We start from the raw sequence: 16179 nt of genomic DNA, 5'->3' as shown, positions 1-16179 counted from the left end.
TTCGTCGCGGTCTGCGGTAGTGTGCCTGGCGGTGCCGGCGCCTTTCATCGCGGCGTAAAGGAGCCACCCCGGGATGGAATTGTCACGAAAGGGACGGTTTCGGGTCGCGCGGAACCGGGATACGACGCCGGGGAAATCCGGGCGGACGGGGTGGGCGGACGGGGCAGTTCACCGTCCCTTCCACACCGGCGGCCGTTTCTCGAGGAAGGCACACATTCCTTCCTGCGCGTCGGCGGCGAGGGTGTTCATGCTCATGACCTCTTTTGCGTACGCGTAAGCTTTGGACTGGTCGAGGTCGATCTGGGCATAGAACGCCCGCTTGCCCAGGGCGACTGTAAAGGTGCTGGCGCGGGCGATCTGTTCGGCCAGCGTGGTGGTGGCCGCGTCGAGTTCGGCGTCGGGGACAACCCGATTGACGAGGCCCCACTCGGCGGCGGTGGCCGCGTCGATCGCCGTTCCGGTCAGCAGCATCTCGAGCGCGCGCTTGCGGCCGATGGCTCGGGTCAGGGCCACCATGGGGGTGGTGCAGAACAGACCGATGTTCACGCCCGGGGTGGCGAAGCGTGCCGAGGCGGCGGCGACGGCGAGGTCGCAGCTCGCCACGAGCTGACAACCTGCCGCGGTGGCCAGGCCGTGGACGCGCGCGATGACCGGCTGCGGGATCTCCTGCACGGTGGTCATCAGTCGCGTGCAAACGTCGAAGATGCGGCGGTAGGCAGCGATATCGCCGTCGATCATTTCGCGCAGATCGTGTCCCGCGGAGAACACCGGTCCGGCGCCGGCGAGAACGACGACTCGCGCCGCCGGCCGCGCCGCGACCTCGTGGAGCGCGTCGATGAGTGCGGTCATCGTATCGAGGGACAGGGCGTTGCGCCGCTCCGGGCGATTGAGGGTGATCGAGGTAATGCTGCCGTGCTGCACCGCAATGCTCGCTTCGTTCACGTTGGCCTCCTTGACCTTATCGATAGCGTAGCGCGGAAATACGATCGCTGCCTGCGTTCGGCCGTGCGGCTTGGTCCGCCACACGCGCCCATGCTAAGAGGAAATCGTTTTCGCAAGCTATGGACAGGCCCGGCATCCACGACATCCCAAAGGCAAGAGTGCTCGCGCGGCTGCGCCGAATGAAGCTCGACGTCTGCGAGGCCGACCCGTTGGCGCGCTACGACTTCCTCGTTGACGGGCAGGTTCGTGTAGCCCTGCGCACGGCATTTCCCAGCTCCTACAGGCGGCAGGTGCGGCTCGGCAAGCGCGTCTACAGCTACGTCTACCGCGCCTGGAACTTCAACTTCCATCATCGCGGCAAGATCGATGCGCGCTACTGCGATTTCTTCATCTGCGTGCCGCTCGGGTCCCGCACCGTCAACCTGCGCAACGCATACGTGATTCCGTGGCCAGCGCGCACTGGCAAGACCTTCTACCTTCCCGACTCGAAGCGACCGTACTCCGGGAAGTACGCGAGGTTCCACGACGCTTGGCAGCTGCTGGCGCGGCTCGACGGCGCCGCGCCAGTGGCGATCGCGCGCATCGGCGCCGACGGTGGGGCCAAGGCCCCGGCGCTGCGGACGCCGATTGCCGAGCGGGTGGCGCGGCGTGCACCTCGCGCCGGCGACGCAGGGTGAGCACGCCCCGCCATGAGCGCACATCATCATCACCGCCGGCACGACGCCACCCACATCGGCTGCGCCGTGCTCACCGTGTCCGACACGCGCACCCCGGAAACCGACGGTAGCGGCCGGCGTATTCGCGAGCTTCTCGAGGCCGCCGCGCATCGAGTCGAGGCATACGCCCTGGTGAAGGACGAGCCGGACGCCATTCGGGCCGTCATTGCTGCTCTGCCGCCCGCGGCGGTCGCGGTTATCGTTAACGGCGGGACCGGGCTGACCCGCCGCGACACCACTTACGAAGCGGTGCGCGGGCTGCTCGAGAAGGAAATCCCCGGCTTTGGCGAACTCTTCCGCATGCTCAGTTTTGCCGACATCGGGGCGGCCGCCATGCTCAGCCGGGCCACGGCCGGCGTCTGCGGCGAACGCGTGATCTTCGTCTTGCCGGGCTCGACCGCCGCGGTGGAGTTGGCCATGACTCGCCTGATCTTGCCCGAACTCGGCCATGTGGCAGGACTACTGCGCCAGTGAAGGGCGACTGCCATGAAGGTACACCTGCGCTTTTTTGCCGCCGTCCGCGAACGACTGGGCGAGTCGGCCCGCGAACTGGAGGTTCCCGAGGGCATCACCGTTGCCGCGCTGTGGGCCCAGTTGCAGGCGGCGCATCCCGCGCTCGGCGTATTCGCCGCGTCGCTGTCGTTCGCCGTGAACCAGGAGTATGTCGGCAGGACGCATTGCCTGTCCGACGGGGACGAGATCGCGTTGATACCGCCGGTGAGCGGAGGGTGCGATGATTGAGATCGTCGACACCGAGGTGGACGTCGCTCGGGTCGTTGCTGCGGTAGCCGACCCCGCCAGCGGCGCAACGGTGACTTTCGTCGGAACGACGCGCGCGCACAATGCGGGGCGGCGCGTCCGCCGCCTCGAGTACGAAGCCTATGAACCCATGGCGCTGGCGGAGATGCGCAAGATCGCCGCCACCTGCTACGAGCGCTGGCCGATCGTGCGCATCGCGATCGTGCATCGGCTGGGAGTGGTCGCCCTTGGCGAGGCGAGTGTGGTCATCGCCGTGTCGGCCGCGCATCGCGCCGACGCCTTTGCGGCCTGCCACTATGCCATCGACCGTCTCAAGGAAGTCGTCCCGATCTGGAAGAAGGAGCATTTCGAGGGCGGGGAAGTGTGGATCGGGGCCCAGAGCGGTCCCCCTCAGGGTTGACCGCCGGTCGCCACCCACGACCGCTCCGCGCTCAGGCTTGCCGCCCGCCGACGGCGTTCTCGGGACGGCCGGTGAGACGATCGAGAACCTCGAAAAGCCGGCGCGAATCGATCGGCTTGGCGAGATAGGCATCCATGCCCGCCGCCAGAAACCGGTCGGCGTCGCCGCTCATTGCATGCGCCGTCACGGCGACGATGGGCACGTGACCGCCGTTGCGCGCCTCGTTCGCCCGGATCGCTGCCGCGGCCTCCATGCCATCGAGTCCTGGCATTTGTACGTCCATGAGCACGACATCGAATTGCGCGCGGGCGAGCGCCTTGAGCACTTCGTGGCCGTCGCTCGCCACCGTTACCCTGTGGCCGCGCTTTTCGAGCAAACTCAGCACCACTTGCTGATTCGTAAAGTTGTCCTCCGCCAGGAGGATACGCAAGCCGTCAGCCGAGGCCCCGTCGCCTCTTGCCTGACGGTCGGCATCGACTTCTGATGTCCGGCTCACGTCCGGCGTGGCGCCCTCGTGCGCCGGCGCCACGGCAAACGGCAGGACGAAGTGAAAGGTACTGCCCTGCCCAGGTTGGCTCTCCACCCACATGTACCCGCCCATCATCCGCACAAGCTGCCAGGAGATCGACAATCCCAGGCCGGTGCCGCCGTGCCGGCGCGTCGTCGAGGCATCGGCCTGTTCGAACGGGCTGAAGATACGTTCCTGCTGGTGCTCCGAAATGCCAAGCCCGGTGTCGCGCACCGAGAAGTGCAGCGTCCTCCACGCGTATGCATCGCCGAGGGCGAACCCGGTTTCCTCTGCGCCGGGCGGCGCCGGTCCGGCGGGGAGCTGCGCGTCGGCGACGTCGACCCGCAACGTGACCTCGCCCTGTTCGGTGAACTTGATGGCGTTGCCGACGAGATTGACGACCACCTGACATAGCCGTCCCGGGTCGCCGACCAGCTCGCTGGGGACGTCGGGGTGCACGTCCCACACCAGGGCCACGCCTTTCTGGCTGGCGCGCACCCCAAGCGGCTGCAGAGTGGTGTCGAGATGATGGGCGAGGTGAAACGGCACGTACTCGAGGGAGAGTTTACCGGCTTCGATCTTGGAGAAATCGAGGATGTCGTTGATCACCCTTAGCAGCGAATCCGCCGACGAGCGGACCATCTCCAGATACGCGTGCTGCTCGGCGGTGAGCTGCGTATCCAGGGTGAGATCGGTCATACCGATGATGGCGTTCATCGGCGTGCGGATCTCGTGACTCATGTTGGCCAGAAACTGGCTCTTGGCGCGATTGGCGGACTCCGCAGCGGCCTTGGCCCGTTGTAACTCCTCCTCCATGCGTTTGCGTTCGTGGATATCTTCGAGGGTGCCCGTCGCGCGCAAAGGCCGCCCCTCCGGCGAGCGCGCCATCACCTGACCGCGCACCCGCACCCAGCGCCAGGCTCCCGCTTTCGTCCGCAACCGATACTCCGCCTCGTACGAGGGGACGTCGCCGGCCATGTGCCCGCGCCAGGTGGCACGGACCTGCTCTGCGTCGTCGGGATGGATCAGGCCTTCCCACGTCCGAATGGTCCCGACCAGATCCTCGGGCTCGTAGCCCAGCATCGCGGTCCACCGTGGGCTGAAGTAGACCGACCCGCTCGCCATGTCCCAATCCCAGACGCCGTCCTTCGAACCACGGAGAGCGAGTTGCAAGCGCTCCTCGCTTTCCGCCAGCGTTTGCTCGACTCGCTTACGTTCGGTGATGTCGAGCCAACTCCCCACGACCTCCGCCGCCGACCCGTCGGCGCCGCGCCGCACGACGCCCTGGTAGAGGAACCATCGGTAATCGCCGTCGGCGCAGCGCCAGCGGTGCTCCAGGGACACCGCCCCGTGTTTCAGCATGTCGATCAGTTGTCGCCGCACCCGGTCGCGTTCGTCCGGATGAAGGCGCGACTCCCAGAAGGCCACGGCGCCGGGACGCAGCAACTCGCCGCGGCTGAAGCCGGTGACCCGCTCCACGTTGTCGCTCAACCACACCGCGCCGACCCGACCGGCGCGGACGTCGGCGCGGTGCAGGGTCACCGGAACCGCGCGCACGACCGCACTTTGGCGCTGCTCGCTCTCCTCCAACTCCCGATAGCGTTCGTCCAGAGCTTCCCTGTAGCGCTCGAACTCCGCGGCGACATAGACCGAGATCCCGAAAGCCGCGAGCACGGCAGCGACCGGGGCTGTCCCCAGCCCAAAGTGGCCCTGCACGCCGTACACGTTGGCCGCCAGCGCCAGCAATCCCGACAACCCAACGATGGCCTGGGGCAGCGGACCCCATGGGAACATCGTTGCCGTAACCATGATGTAGGCAACGTAGAGCAGGGGCCAGGTCCCGAGATCGTTTCGAAACACGCCGGCCACGGCAGTGCTGAAGGCCAGGAGGACGGAAACCGCCACCGTCAGCGCGAGCATGCGGTAGGGCCAGATCTCTCGCACCACCACGTACAGTAGTCCGACCACCAATCCGATCTGGAACCCTTTGAGGAGCAGGAGCGGTACGAGCGCCGGACCGCCCACCAGCAGGTCACGTACGGTGAAGAGGGCCAGACTGCAAAGCAGCACCCAGCACATGGCGCGCACGCGTTGCGCCAGCAACTCGCGGGTTCCATAGCCGTCGGCGGCGGCGCCGGGTTCATGCATCGGCGGGACCGATCCAGCAAACGTGCCCGTGTCCATATCCGTCGCTACCGTTAGCACATCGCCTGCGCGGTCGACACGTATTCGGGCATCGGTCGAGATTGCCTGACCCCGATGCAATACCGCTCGCGTCCGCAGTCAACCGTCGAGAATCGACCGCTGCGGGCAAACTGCTACCGGCGAGCATTGCGACGGTCCGACTTCGATCCCGTTACGCAGCTCCACCGCTGCGGCTCGGGCCTCAATGGTCGGCTGCTAACCCGAGGCTCGGCTTCGTGCCGGCGCCACCATGCCGCAGTCCGGCTCGCCGGACCCCGCCGCGCCTTCCCGGCGGCGCGCGGCCTCGCTCGCCAGGCGCTCGACCAGCGAGAACAACCGGTCGGCGTCGAACGGTTTGGCCACATAGGCGTCCATACCTGCCGCCAGGCAGCGCTCCTCGTCGGTTTTCATGGCGTGCGCGGTGACCGCAACAATCGGCATTCTCGCGCTCGTTTCGGATTCACTCTCCCGTATGGCGACGGTCGCTTCGATGCCGTCCATGACCGGCATCTGTACGTCCATTAACACGACGTCGAAGGCCTGCTCCGCAAGACACTGCAGGGCCTCGCGTCCATTTCCGGCTACCGTTGCCGCGTGCCCTCGCCGTTCCGCAAGACGCACCATGACGCGCTGGTTGACGAGATTGTCCTCGACCACCAGCAGGCGCAGGGGTTGCACCGGCCGACCGGAGCCGTTCTCGTCGTGGTCGGTGTTTTCGGGTTCGGCAGCGCGGGTCACCGCCGTGGCCGGCTGTAGGGCCAGGCGCACGGTGAAGTGGAAAGTGCTCCCTTCGCCGGGTTCGCTCTGGACCCAGAGGCGCCCGCCCATCATGTGGATCAGGGCTCGAGCGATCGACAGGCCGAGCCCCGTTCCCCCGTATCGTCGGCTGTTGGAGCTGTCGGCGACTTCGAACGGCGCTACCAGCGACTCGATTTTGTCCGGTGCGAAGCCCGGGCCGGTATCGCGCACGCGCACGTGGAGGACCGCATCGTCCGAGCCGAGAGCAGCGTCGACCAGGGTGATGGAGACGTCGACCCGGCCATGCTCGGTGAACTTGATGGCATTACCCACCATGTGCCGCATTACCTGGGACAACCGGCGCGAGTCGCCAATCAGGCTGACCGGCACCTCCTCCGCGACAGACCAGTCGAAAGCCAATCCACGTTGTCGCGCCCGTGCCGTCATGATTTGCACCGTCGGCGCCAATTCTTCTCGGACCGCAAAAGTGGAACGGTCGAGCACCAGTTGACCGGCCTCGAGCTTGGCTAGATCCAGGATGTCGTCGACCAGCCCCACCAGGGCGCGTGCGGCACCGCGCGCCGTTTCGAGGCACTCGCGCGGCTCCGGGGCGAGCGGGCTGGTCATGGCAATCTCGGTCATTCCGAGAATGGCGTTCAGCGGCGTGTGGATCTCGTGACTCATCCGGGCGAGGAATTCGGTCTTGGCCCGGTTGGCGGTTTCGGCGGCTTCCTTGGCACGCGCCAGGTTTTCCTCCGCCAGCACGCGCTCGGTTGCGTCGTGGGAGTTGATCACGAGGGCGCCCACGGCGGCATCGTGGAGGAGGTTGCGGCCCACTGCCTCGAGGTGACGCCAGGAACCGTTCTTGTGCCGGTAACGGAAGCTCACCGGGGTGGTGGCGTCCGGTTCCTGCGCGAACGCCATGAAAGCCGCCCGTACGGTGTCGAGGTCGTCCGTGTGGATTCCCGCCAATGCGTCGCGGCCGTAGCGCTCCCCGACGGCATAGCCCAGCATACGTTCGATCGCGGGACTGTCGTACTGGATCGTTCCTGCGGCATCGACGAGCGTGATCAGGTCCGGGGCATTATGAATCAGCGACCGAAAGTGCTGTTCGCTCCGGCGCAGTGCCTGCTCGGCCGCGAGTCGTTCGCTGATGTCCTGCTCGACGGCAACGAAATGGGTTATCGCACCCCTGCGACCGAGAACCGGGGTGATCGTCATTTCCATGGGCACCTGCGTACCGTCCTTGCGGCGATTGACGATCTCGCCGCGCCAGACCTTCCCGGCTCCGATCTGCGTCCGGAACTTCTCGAAAAATTCGCGGTTCTGGTCGCTCGATCCGAACACGCCCGGGGTTTGCCCGATCAGTTCGTCGCGGGCGTAACCCATGTGATCCGCAAAGGCCGGATTCACCCAACGAATGATCCCATCGGGCCCGGTGATGAAGATGCCGTTGGCCGCCGCCGAGAGGGCGGCATCTCGCAATTGCAGGGCACGGGTGTGCCGGTTGGCGGCGCGCCGATGTCTTTCCAGTTCGTACGCTGCATACAGGGATGCGCAAAATCCCAGCGCTACGGGTAACAGTTCCGGACTAAAGAGTTGCGGCGTCGAGCCGCCGATGGCGAAGACACATGCCGCCAGGACGATGCCGGCGCCGGTGACCACCAGCACCTGCCGGCGGAGCCCCCACGGCAATATGAGGGCCGCTCCGACCACGGTGAACAGCAGGAGCATGGCCGCGGAGCCGACACTCCCTCGCAGTACACCGGTGACCCCCAGGGTTGCCGAAACGCCGATCACCGCAACAACGGCAACGGTGGATGCACGCGCCACCAGAGCCGGTGCGCGCATACACAGCCAGACGGCAAGGAGAAACAGCGCTTGTAGAAGCTGAACGGTAAACAGCCAGTTGGGGCTGTGGGCACTGCTATGACCGTCGCCGAGCACGGTCAGCGCCGTCGCCGCCAGAGCGACGGCGGCGCCCAGGCGCAGGCGGCGCGCCAGCACCGGGCGCACGTCGTTTACGCCGCACGCCTCCGCGGAGTCATTGGGAAATGAAGATGCCTGGCACGCCGCGTTTAGTCCCATTGCTCCAGGTTTGCGGTCAACCAGGCAATCTCGGTTTCAAGTCGTTCCCACGCGGCTGCGGCCGCCGTCGCGTCGCCGGCGAGAGCAGCGGTTTCGACCGCCAGCGCCGCTGCACTCGCGGCCTTGCCGCCGAAGTTCGCCGCCGACCCTTTCAGGGAGTGAGCAACCCGCACCAGCGTGGCCATATCGCCCGCCGCCACGGCCCGCCGTCCAACGGTCAGGCGACGCGGGCAGTCCTCCAGAAAAAGCCCCACGATTTCGAGCAGAAGCTCACGGTCGCCTTCGAACTGCTCGAGCATGGCCGCCTCGTCCAGTTTCCGGTCTTCCGGCACCCCGTCCAGAGCCTTCATTCCCGCCTCCTCACACCACATCGGAACCGCACTGGATGCACGTTCCCAGCCATGTGGGCGTAACCACGCAAGCAGCATGCCAAGGTACTAAGACTCCGCAGGCTGTGCGGTGGACACGCTCGGATCGTGACAACGCGGTGACGGCTTTCGTCGGCAAGAGCCGTAACGTGCCGCCGGGTAGTCGGCAGCCTCGGGATTCGGCGCCGGGTTGTCGCGCCGGCGGGCCGGGGTTCAGTAACGGCCGTGCCGCATGGTAATGGAACCGACCTTCCGGTCGCGTACAGGTGTGAGTTCTGGGGCGGCCGGGGGCATTGCGGTCGGTATCGGCGCCTCGGCACGGACCACCCGTACGGCATCGGCGCCGAACTTGCTGCGCTTACCGTCGCTGGCGAGGAGGCGCAGATTGTCTACATCGGTGGCCCCGCGGGCCCGGGCCTGCACGAGCAGTGCGCGCCGAACGTCGGCGATGCTCGCATCTTCCTCGACCTCCGTTTCGACCTCACCGAGCACTTCGCGAGTCTCGTTCACCACCGGCACGGGGGCTGCTACCGCCGCCGGGGCCTCGCCCACGGGTGCGATGGTCGCGGGCACCGGGAACTTCACGTCGACCCACTCGCTGGTGCCGTTGCCGGCGTCGCGCAAGCGCAGCCGCACTCGCACGGGCCGCAGGTAGTCGGTGCGCGTCGGCACCACGAGGTCAATGCGGCCCTGGACCCGGTCGCCGTTCGCCGGGTCGATGTCGATCGTGCCGACGTTAGGCCGCTGGTCGTCGCCTTCGGGGTCGACGAACCGGGCCTGGTACTCGATCGCCGACAGGGGCTCGGCGCCGCGCCGCCCGTCGACCGTGATCCACCACTCGGTATCCACCAATCGCACCGGGGCCACCCAGGCGTCGTTACGGACCCGCGCGGCGTTTGCCGTTGCCGTCAGGGTCGGCTCGGCCGCCGCGGCCACGCCGCACCACACCAGGATGGCCGCGGCCACGCATACCGCGCGGGTGGTTTCAGGGCTGCCCCTCATCGCCGGTTCCTCCGTTCTCGGGATCGTCCGCGTCGCGCTCAGCCAGGCGCGCCACCGCGACCACGCGCTCGCCCTCGGCCAGTTCTATGAGGCGGACCCCCTGAGTATTGCGACCGATGACCGAGATACCCTTTACCGGCGTCCGAATCACCTTGCCCCCATTGGTGATCAGCATGGCATCGTCTTCGTCGGCTACCATCCGCACGCCCACCACTTTGCCGGTCTTTTCCGTGGTCTGCATGGTGATGACGCCCTTGCCGCCGCGCGAGGTGAGGCGGTACTCGTCGACTGCCGTACGCTTACCGTAGCCGTTCTCCGCAACGCTGAGGATCGTACATTTCGCCGCCGGAACGGCAGCAGCGACGACGCTGTCGCCCGCCTCGAGCGATATGCCGCGGACGCCGCCGGCGCCGCGTCCCATCGGGCGCACATCGGATTCGCGGAAGCGAATCGCCTGCCCTTCCCGGGTCGACAGGATGATCTCCTCCTGTCCGTCGGTGAGACGTACGCCGATCACCTCGTCGCCTTCTTCCAGACTGATCGCGATGATGCCGGCCTTGCGGGGGTTGGAGAACGCCATCAGATCGGTCTTCTTCACGGTCCCGTTGCGCGTGGCAATGAAGACGTACTTGCCCGTCTCGAAAGCGCGCACCGGCAGAAAGGCGGAGATCTTCTCGTCGGCGGCGAGATTGAGGAGGTTGACGATGGGCCGCCCGCGCGCCGCGCGGCCGGCGTGCGGTACCTCGTAGACCTTGAGCCAGTACACCTTACCGCTGGTAGTGAAGAACAGGATCGAGGTGTGCGTCGAGGCGATGAAGAGATGCTCGACGAAATCCTCCTCGCGGGTCGTCGCGCCGATCTTGCCGCGGCCGCCGCGGCGCTGGGCCCGATACTCGGTCACCGGATTCCGTTTGATGTAGCCGGCGTGCGAGATGGTGACCGCCATGTCTTCGTCGGCGATCAGGTCCTCCATCGAGAGGTCGGTGCTCTGCGCGACGATTTCGGTGCGCCGTGCATCGCCATAGAGCCGTTTCACTTCCTCCAGCTCTGCTACGATGATGGCGGCCACCTCGCGCTCGTTGGCAAGGATCTCCCGGTATCGAGCGATTTGCTTCACTGTCTCGGCGTGCTCCTCGACGATTTTGTCGCGTTCGAGCCCCGTGAGCCGCTGCAGTCGCATGTCGAGAATGGCCTGGGCCTGGAGCTGCGAGAGCTGGAACTGTTGCACCAACTGCGAGCGCGCCGCGGCTGGGTCCGGGGCCTGGCGGATAAGAGCGATCACTGCATCGATGTGATCGAGCGCGATCTTCAAGCCTTCCAGGATGTGCAGGCGCTCCTCGGCCTTGCGCAGTTCGTAGACCGTGCGCCGGGTGACAACCTCCTTGCGGTGGGCCACAAAGACCTGCAGCGCGTCCTTGAGGGTGAGCAGCCGGGGCCGACCGTCGACGATGGCGAGCATGATGACGCCGAACGACTCCTGCATCGGCGTCAGTTTGTAGAGCTGGTTCAGCACCACCTCGGAATTGGCGTCGCGCTTGAGGTCGATCACGATGCGCATGCCGTCGCGGTCCGACTCGTCGCGAAGGTCGGAGATGCCGTCGATCTTCTTCTCGTTGACCAATTCCGCGATGCGCTCGATGAGACGCGCCTTGTTCACCTGGTAGGGAATCTCGTGGACGATGATCGAGGTGCGGCCGGTGCGACGGTCGATTTCGGTCGAGGCACGGGCGCGGAGCTGGAGGATGCCCTTGCCGGTGCGGTACGCCTCGGCGATGGGGGTGCGGCCATAAATGAACCCGGCGGTGGGGAAGTCGGGACCCGGGACGTGCTCCATGAGCTCGTCAATGGTGATGCCGGGGTTGCCAATCAGGGCGATCAGCGCATCGACGATCTCGCTGAGATTGTGCGGCGGGATGTTGGTCGCCATGCCGACGGCGATACCCGCCGAGCCGTTGATGAGGAGGTTGGGGACGCGCGCAGGGAGGACGACGGGTTCGCGTAAGGTATCGTCGTAGTTCGGGGCGAAATCGACGGTTTCCTTATCGAGGTCGGCGAGCAGCTCGCCGGCCATGCGCGCCATGCGCACTTCGGTGTAGCGCATGGCGGCTGGCGGATCGCCATCGACCGAGCCGAAATTACCCTGGCCGTCGACGATCGGGTAGCGCATGGAGAAATCCTGCGCCATCCGCACCATGGTGTCGTAGACGGCGACGTCCCCGTGCGGATGATACTTACCGATGACATCGCCGACGACGCGAGCCGACTTCTTATATGCACGGTTCCAGTCGTTGCCGAGGTCGTACATCGCATAGAGCACGCGCCGGTGCACCGGCTTGAGTCCGTCACGCGCGTCGGGCAGGGCCCGAGCGATAATGACGGACATGGCGTAGTCCATGAAGGACTGCCGGATTTCGTCCTCGATGTTGACGGGAATGCGATTGGTGGTCTGCGGCGTGTCCATGCGGCGGGCGGGTGCGTTCCTTCGTTGCTCAGGTTTCCACCTCTCGACCTTCGACTCGCGACGGCCGATTCGTGGGTACCGATGGGACCGGGCTAGACGTCCAGGTTGCGCACGTTAAGGGCGTTATCCTCGATGAACTTGCGGCGCGGTTCGACTTCGTCGCCCATCAAGGTCGAGAAGATCAGGTCCGCCTCGTAAGCATCCTCGATCTTGACCTGGAGCAGGGTTCGCGTCTCCGGGTTCATCGTGGTCGCCCAGAGCTGTTCGGGGTTCATCTCGCCGAGGCCCTTGTAGCGCTGTATGTCGAGGCCCTTGCGGGCATCTTCGATGACGAGGCGTACGGCCTCGCGCAGCGTCTGCGTGGTATTGGTCTTGTCGCCGTTGTCGATGACGAACGGTGGCTGACCGAGGGCGCGCAGTTCGTTGAACAGCCTGCGCAGCTCCTCGAATTCCGGGGTGAGGCAAAACTGCCGGTCAATAACGGTCACCTGGCTACCGCCGTTAATACGGCTGCGCACTTCGAGCTTGCCGCAGGCATGCTCCGGATCGTCGGCGATGTCGATGCGCAGCGGCGCCAGCTCGGGGGCCGATATCTGCAGGCGCTGGCGGATCGCCTCGGCCACGCTTCGCAAGGCCTCGCGATCGGCCAGCAGGCCGCTTTCGAGACGGCCATCGCGGACCACCGCAGCGACCACTTCGCGGTTCTTGTGGTGTCGCTCGACGAGATCGAGAATGCGCTCGACGCGCAGCACTTTCTTGACGACGTTCTTCAGGGGGAGCCCGGTGACCGCCTGGCCGCCGCCCTCGGCACGCAGGATGATGTCCTCGGTGCCGAGAGCAATGAGATGGTCTTCCATCGCGGCATCGTCCTTCAGGTACCGTTCGGACTTGCCCTTCTTGACTTTGTAGAGGGGCGGTTGGGCGATGAAGATGTGACCGCTTTCGATGAGCTCCTTGAACTGGCGGTAGAACAGCGTGAGGAGCAGGGTGCGGATATGAGACCCGTCGACGTCTGCGTCGGTCATGATGATGATCGTGTGGTAACGCAGCTTGCCGAGGTCGCGGTCCTCCTTGCCGATGCCGGTCCCGAGTGCGGTCACGAGCAGGCGTATTTCCTGGGACGATATCATGCGATCGAAGCGCGCCCGCTCGACGTTGAGTATCTTGCCCCGCAGTGGCAGGATCGCCTGATTGCTGCGGTCGCGGCCCTGCTTCGCCGAGCCACCGGCGGAATCCCCCTCGACGATGAACAGCTCCGAGCGCGCCGGATCACGTTCTTGGCAATCGGCGAGCTTTCCCGGCAGCGACCCGGAGTCGAGGGCGCCTTTGCGTCGTGCCAGTTCTTTCGCCTTACGCGTTGCCTCGCGTACGCGCGCCGCGTCGAGCGCCTTCACCGCAATTCGGCGGGCATCGGTAGGATGCTCCGCCAGGTAGTTGCCGAGGTGCTCGTTGACCAGAGTCTCGACGAGGCGCTTGACCTCGCTGTTGCCGAGCTTGGTCTTCGTCTGCCCTTCGAACTGCGGCTCGGGCACCTTCACGCTGATGACGGCCGTTAGCCCCTCGCGGATGTCCTCTCCCTGCAGAGCTTCGGCGTCTTTTTTTACGAGGCCGCTGCTCGCCGCATAGGTATTGACGGTCCGTGTCAGCGCCGCCTTGAACCCGACGACGTGGGTGCCGCCCTCGATGGTGTTGATGTTGTTGGCAAAGGAGTAAACGCTCTCCGTGTACCCCTCGTTCCACTGCATGGCGACCTCGGCATCGAGCCCCTCGCGTTGGCCGCGCAGATAAACGACATCGTGATGGATCGGCGTCTTGGTCCGGTTCAGATGACGGACGAACTCCTCGATGCCGCCTTCGTACAGGAACTCGTGCTGTTTCTCGGAACGCTGGTCGTCGATCGCAATGCGCACGCCGCGATTGAGAAACGCAAGTTCCCGCAGGCGCTGCGAGAGGATGTCGAAGCTGAAGTCGACCTGCTCGAAGATGAGCGGGTCCGGCTTGAAGGTTACCTTAGTACCGCGCTGCTGGGTGGTGCCGATTTCCTTCAGCGGCGCGTCGGGTTTCCCCCGCTGGTAGCGTTGGCTGTAGACTTTGCCGTCGCGCTTGATCTCGACTTCGAGGAACTCCGACAGGGCATTGACCACGGACACGCCGACACCGTGCAAGCCGCCCGAAACGCGGTACGCCTCCTTGTCGAACTTGCTGCCCGCGTGGAGTTTGGTCAGCGCCACCTCTACCGCCGAGACGCCCTCTTCACGGTGTATCTCGACCGGTATACCGCGGCCGTTGTCGTCGACCGTGACGCTGCCGTCGATTCGCAAAGTTACGGATATCTTGTCGCAATATCCGGCAAGCGCCTCGTCGATCGAGTTGTCGACGACCTCGAAGACCAAGTGATTGAGCCCCCGCTCGCTCGTGTCCCCGATGTACATACCGGGGCGCCGGCGAACCGCCTCGAGCCCCTCGAGAACCTTGATCTGGCTGGCCCCGTATTCCCCGGGTTGCTGTTCGTCACCTGGCTGAGATTCCACGCTGAGTCCCGTGCTAGAAGGCGTTCGTCAAGACGCGCGGATGGTAGCAGAACGGGTCCCGAACAACAAGGCGCCTCACAACTTAAATTCCATTAAAATTCAGGGGTTTACAACGCTTTCGCGGCGCTGTTTCTGGCCCCGGTTACGACCCCTGTCAAAACTCTTGCCGGCGCCGTTGCCGGGACGCTGAGTAGCGTTCGGAAGATACCGCTTTACAACCGCATCGGCATGATCACGTAGACGAACCCCGGGTCACCCTCACAGCGCACCACTGCCGGGCTTACCTCGTCGTTGAAGACGACTTCCACATGAGTTCCGGGCGCCAGAACTCCAAGCACGTCGATGAAGTACTTGACGTTGAACCCGATGCTGAACGGTGCGCCGTCGTATTCGACCGACATCTCCTCGGTAGCTTCACCGAGGTCGGGGTTCACCGACGAGACCTCGAGGCGCTCCCCGTTCAACTGCATCCTGACACCGCGCGTGCGTTCGCTCGACACCACCGAGACGCGCCGCAACGCCGCCAGCAATTCCTCCGCCACGATCTGCATGCGACGCTCCGACCGTTCCGGAACCACCTGGCGATAATCCGGGAACTCACCCTCGACCAGACGGATGGAAAGGTCTACCCCGGCGCGCTGTGCGTGCACCAGATTATCCGCCATCGTGAGCGTAATCGGTTCGTCACCGCCTTCGATCACCTTGGAAATCTCGGAAACCCCTTTGCGGGGTACAATTACTCCCGCGCCCTCGGGGCACTCTTCCACTGGTCGGGTCACCATGCTCAGGCGGTGGCCGTCGGTAGCCACCAGGCGCAACTTGCCTGCCTCCGGTCGCTCGAAAAGAATGCCGTTGAGGTTGAGACGGCCATCATCGATGGACATCGCGAACTGGGTGCGCTCGATCATCTCGCGCAACAATGCGACAGGAACCACCGTCGCTCCCGCATCTTTACCCGTCGGTGCCCCGGGCATGGCCGGAAATTCCTTGGGATCGAGACCCACTATCTTGAAGATCGTCTTGCCGGACGCCACCTCGATCCAGTTGTTCTCCAGTGTGCGGAGTTCGATGTCTCCCTCCGGGCATTCGCGAACGATCTCGTAAAGCTTGCGCGCACTGGTCGTCAACGCACCCTTCTTCTTCACTTTGGCATTGCAGCGTCGCCGCACTCCCACTTCCTGATCCGTAGCGGCGATCAGGACGCCCCCGCCGGTCGATTCGAGCAGTACGTTGGCGAGGATCGGGATGGTGGTTCGGCGCTCCACGATCCCCTGCGTTAGGTGCAAACCGTGCAGCAACTCTTCGCGCGTGATCGAGAAATCCATGTCTCTCTACCCGCCCTTCTTTCTTCTGTATTTGATTAGAGAAAAAAGAAACCGTAGTCGTCGTAGGGCCTGTGGAAATGTGAATAGCCTGTGCCGGCGCGGGTATCCGCGTTCCCTGGCCGTGGAGAAGCGGGGGTGTCGGCGGGAGATAATCGGG

The 16179-nt window shown here is 65.2% G+C and carries 12 protein-coding genes; 4 read left to right on the top strand and 8 right to left on the bottom strand.

All coding sequences use genetic code 11. The annotated features are described in order from the left end of the window. Positions 1–168: 168 nt before the first annotated feature. Positions 169–942, bottom strand: coding sequence for an enoyl-CoA hydratase (locus tag L6Q96_11380; GenBank protein MCK6555161.1), 774 nt, complete (start codon positions 940–942; stop codon positions 169–171). Positions 943–1121: 179 nt separating this feature from the next. Between L6Q96_11380 and L6Q96_11375 the strand changes: the two genes are divergently transcribed. The 4 genes from L6Q96_11375 to L6Q96_11360 are packed head-to-tail and all read left to right on the top strand — an operon-like array spanning position 1122 to position 2817. Beyond that, positions 1122–1619, top strand: a complete 498-nt coding sequence (locus tag L6Q96_11375; protein MCK6555160.1) for a hypothetical protein — start codon at positions 1122–1124, stop codon at positions 1617–1619. Positions 1620–1631: 12 nt separating this feature from the next. Then, on the top strand, positions 1632–2132 hold the full coding sequence (locus L6Q96_11370; protein MCK6555159.1) for a molybdenum cofactor biosynthesis protein MoaB: 501 nt from the start codon (positions 1632–1634) through the stop codon (positions 2130–2132). 12 nt (positions 2133–2144) lie between these two features. Further along, entirely contained in the window at positions 2145–2399 is a 255-nt protein-coding gene (moaD, locus tag L6Q96_11365) for a molybdopterin converting factor subunit 1 (GenBank protein MCK6555158.1), read from the top strand. Continuing rightward, positions 2392–2817, top strand: coding sequence for a molybdenum cofactor biosynthesis protein MoaE (locus tag L6Q96_11360; protein ID MCK6555157.1), 426 nt, complete (start codon positions 2392–2394; stop codon positions 2815–2817). Before moaD ends, L6Q96_11360 begins: the two co-directional genes overlap by 8 nt. A gap of 31 nt (positions 2818–2848) precedes the next feature. Here L6Q96_11360 and L6Q96_11355 read toward each other — a convergent pair whose 3' ends face one another. From L6Q96_11355 to dnaN, 7 genes are all read right to left on the bottom strand, one after another. Continuing rightward, a complete protein-coding gene (locus L6Q96_11355; GenBank protein MCK6555156.1) occupies positions 2849–5473 on the bottom strand; it encodes a PAS domain-containing protein in 2625 nt (874 codons plus the stop codon). A gap of 252 nt (positions 5474–5725) precedes the next feature. Then, positions 5726–8254: a PAS domain S-box protein gene (locus tag L6Q96_11350; GenBank protein MCK6555155.1), complete on the bottom strand. Its 2529-nt coding sequence runs from the start codon at positions 8252–8254 to the stop codon at positions 5726–5728. 71 nt (positions 8255–8325) lie between these two features. Continuing rightward, positions 8326–8685, bottom strand: coding sequence for an Hpt domain-containing protein (locus tag L6Q96_11345; protein ID MCK6555154.1), 360 nt, complete (start codon positions 8683–8685; stop codon positions 8326–8328). Positions 8686–8916: 231 nt separating this feature from the next. Continuing rightward, the gene (locus L6Q96_11340) at positions 8917–9705 is read right to left on the bottom strand and encodes a hypothetical protein (protein ID MCK6555153.1); all 789 of its coding nucleotides are present in this window, start codon (positions 9703–9705) and stop codon (positions 8917–8919) included. Further along, entirely contained in the window at positions 9689–12166 is a 2478-nt protein-coding gene (gyrA, locus tag L6Q96_11335) for a DNA gyrase subunit A (protein ID MCK6555152.1), read from the bottom strand. Before gyrA ends, L6Q96_11340 begins: the two co-directional genes overlap by 17 nt. 92 nt (positions 12167–12258) lie before the next feature. After that, the gene (gyrB, locus tag L6Q96_11330; protein MCK6555151.1) at positions 12259–14697 is read right to left on the bottom strand and encodes a DNA topoisomerase (ATP-hydrolyzing) subunit B; all 2439 of its coding nucleotides are present in this window, start codon (positions 14695–14697) and stop codon (positions 12259–12261) included. 212 nt (positions 14698–14909) lie between these two features. Next, entirely contained in the window at positions 14910–16022 is a 1113-nt protein-coding gene (gene dnaN / locus L6Q96_11325) for a DNA polymerase III subunit beta (protein MCK6555150.1), read from the bottom strand. Positions 16023–16179: the final 157 nt, after the last annotated feature.

The sequence above is a fragment of the Candidatus Binatia bacterium genome (genome assembly GCA_023150935.1).
Lineage (GTDB): Bacteria > Desulfobacterota > Binatia > HRBIN30 > HRBIN30 > JAKLJW01.
The sequence above is the reverse complement of the archived record's forward strand: the minus strand, read 5'-3'. Positions and strand labels throughout refer to the sequence as shown.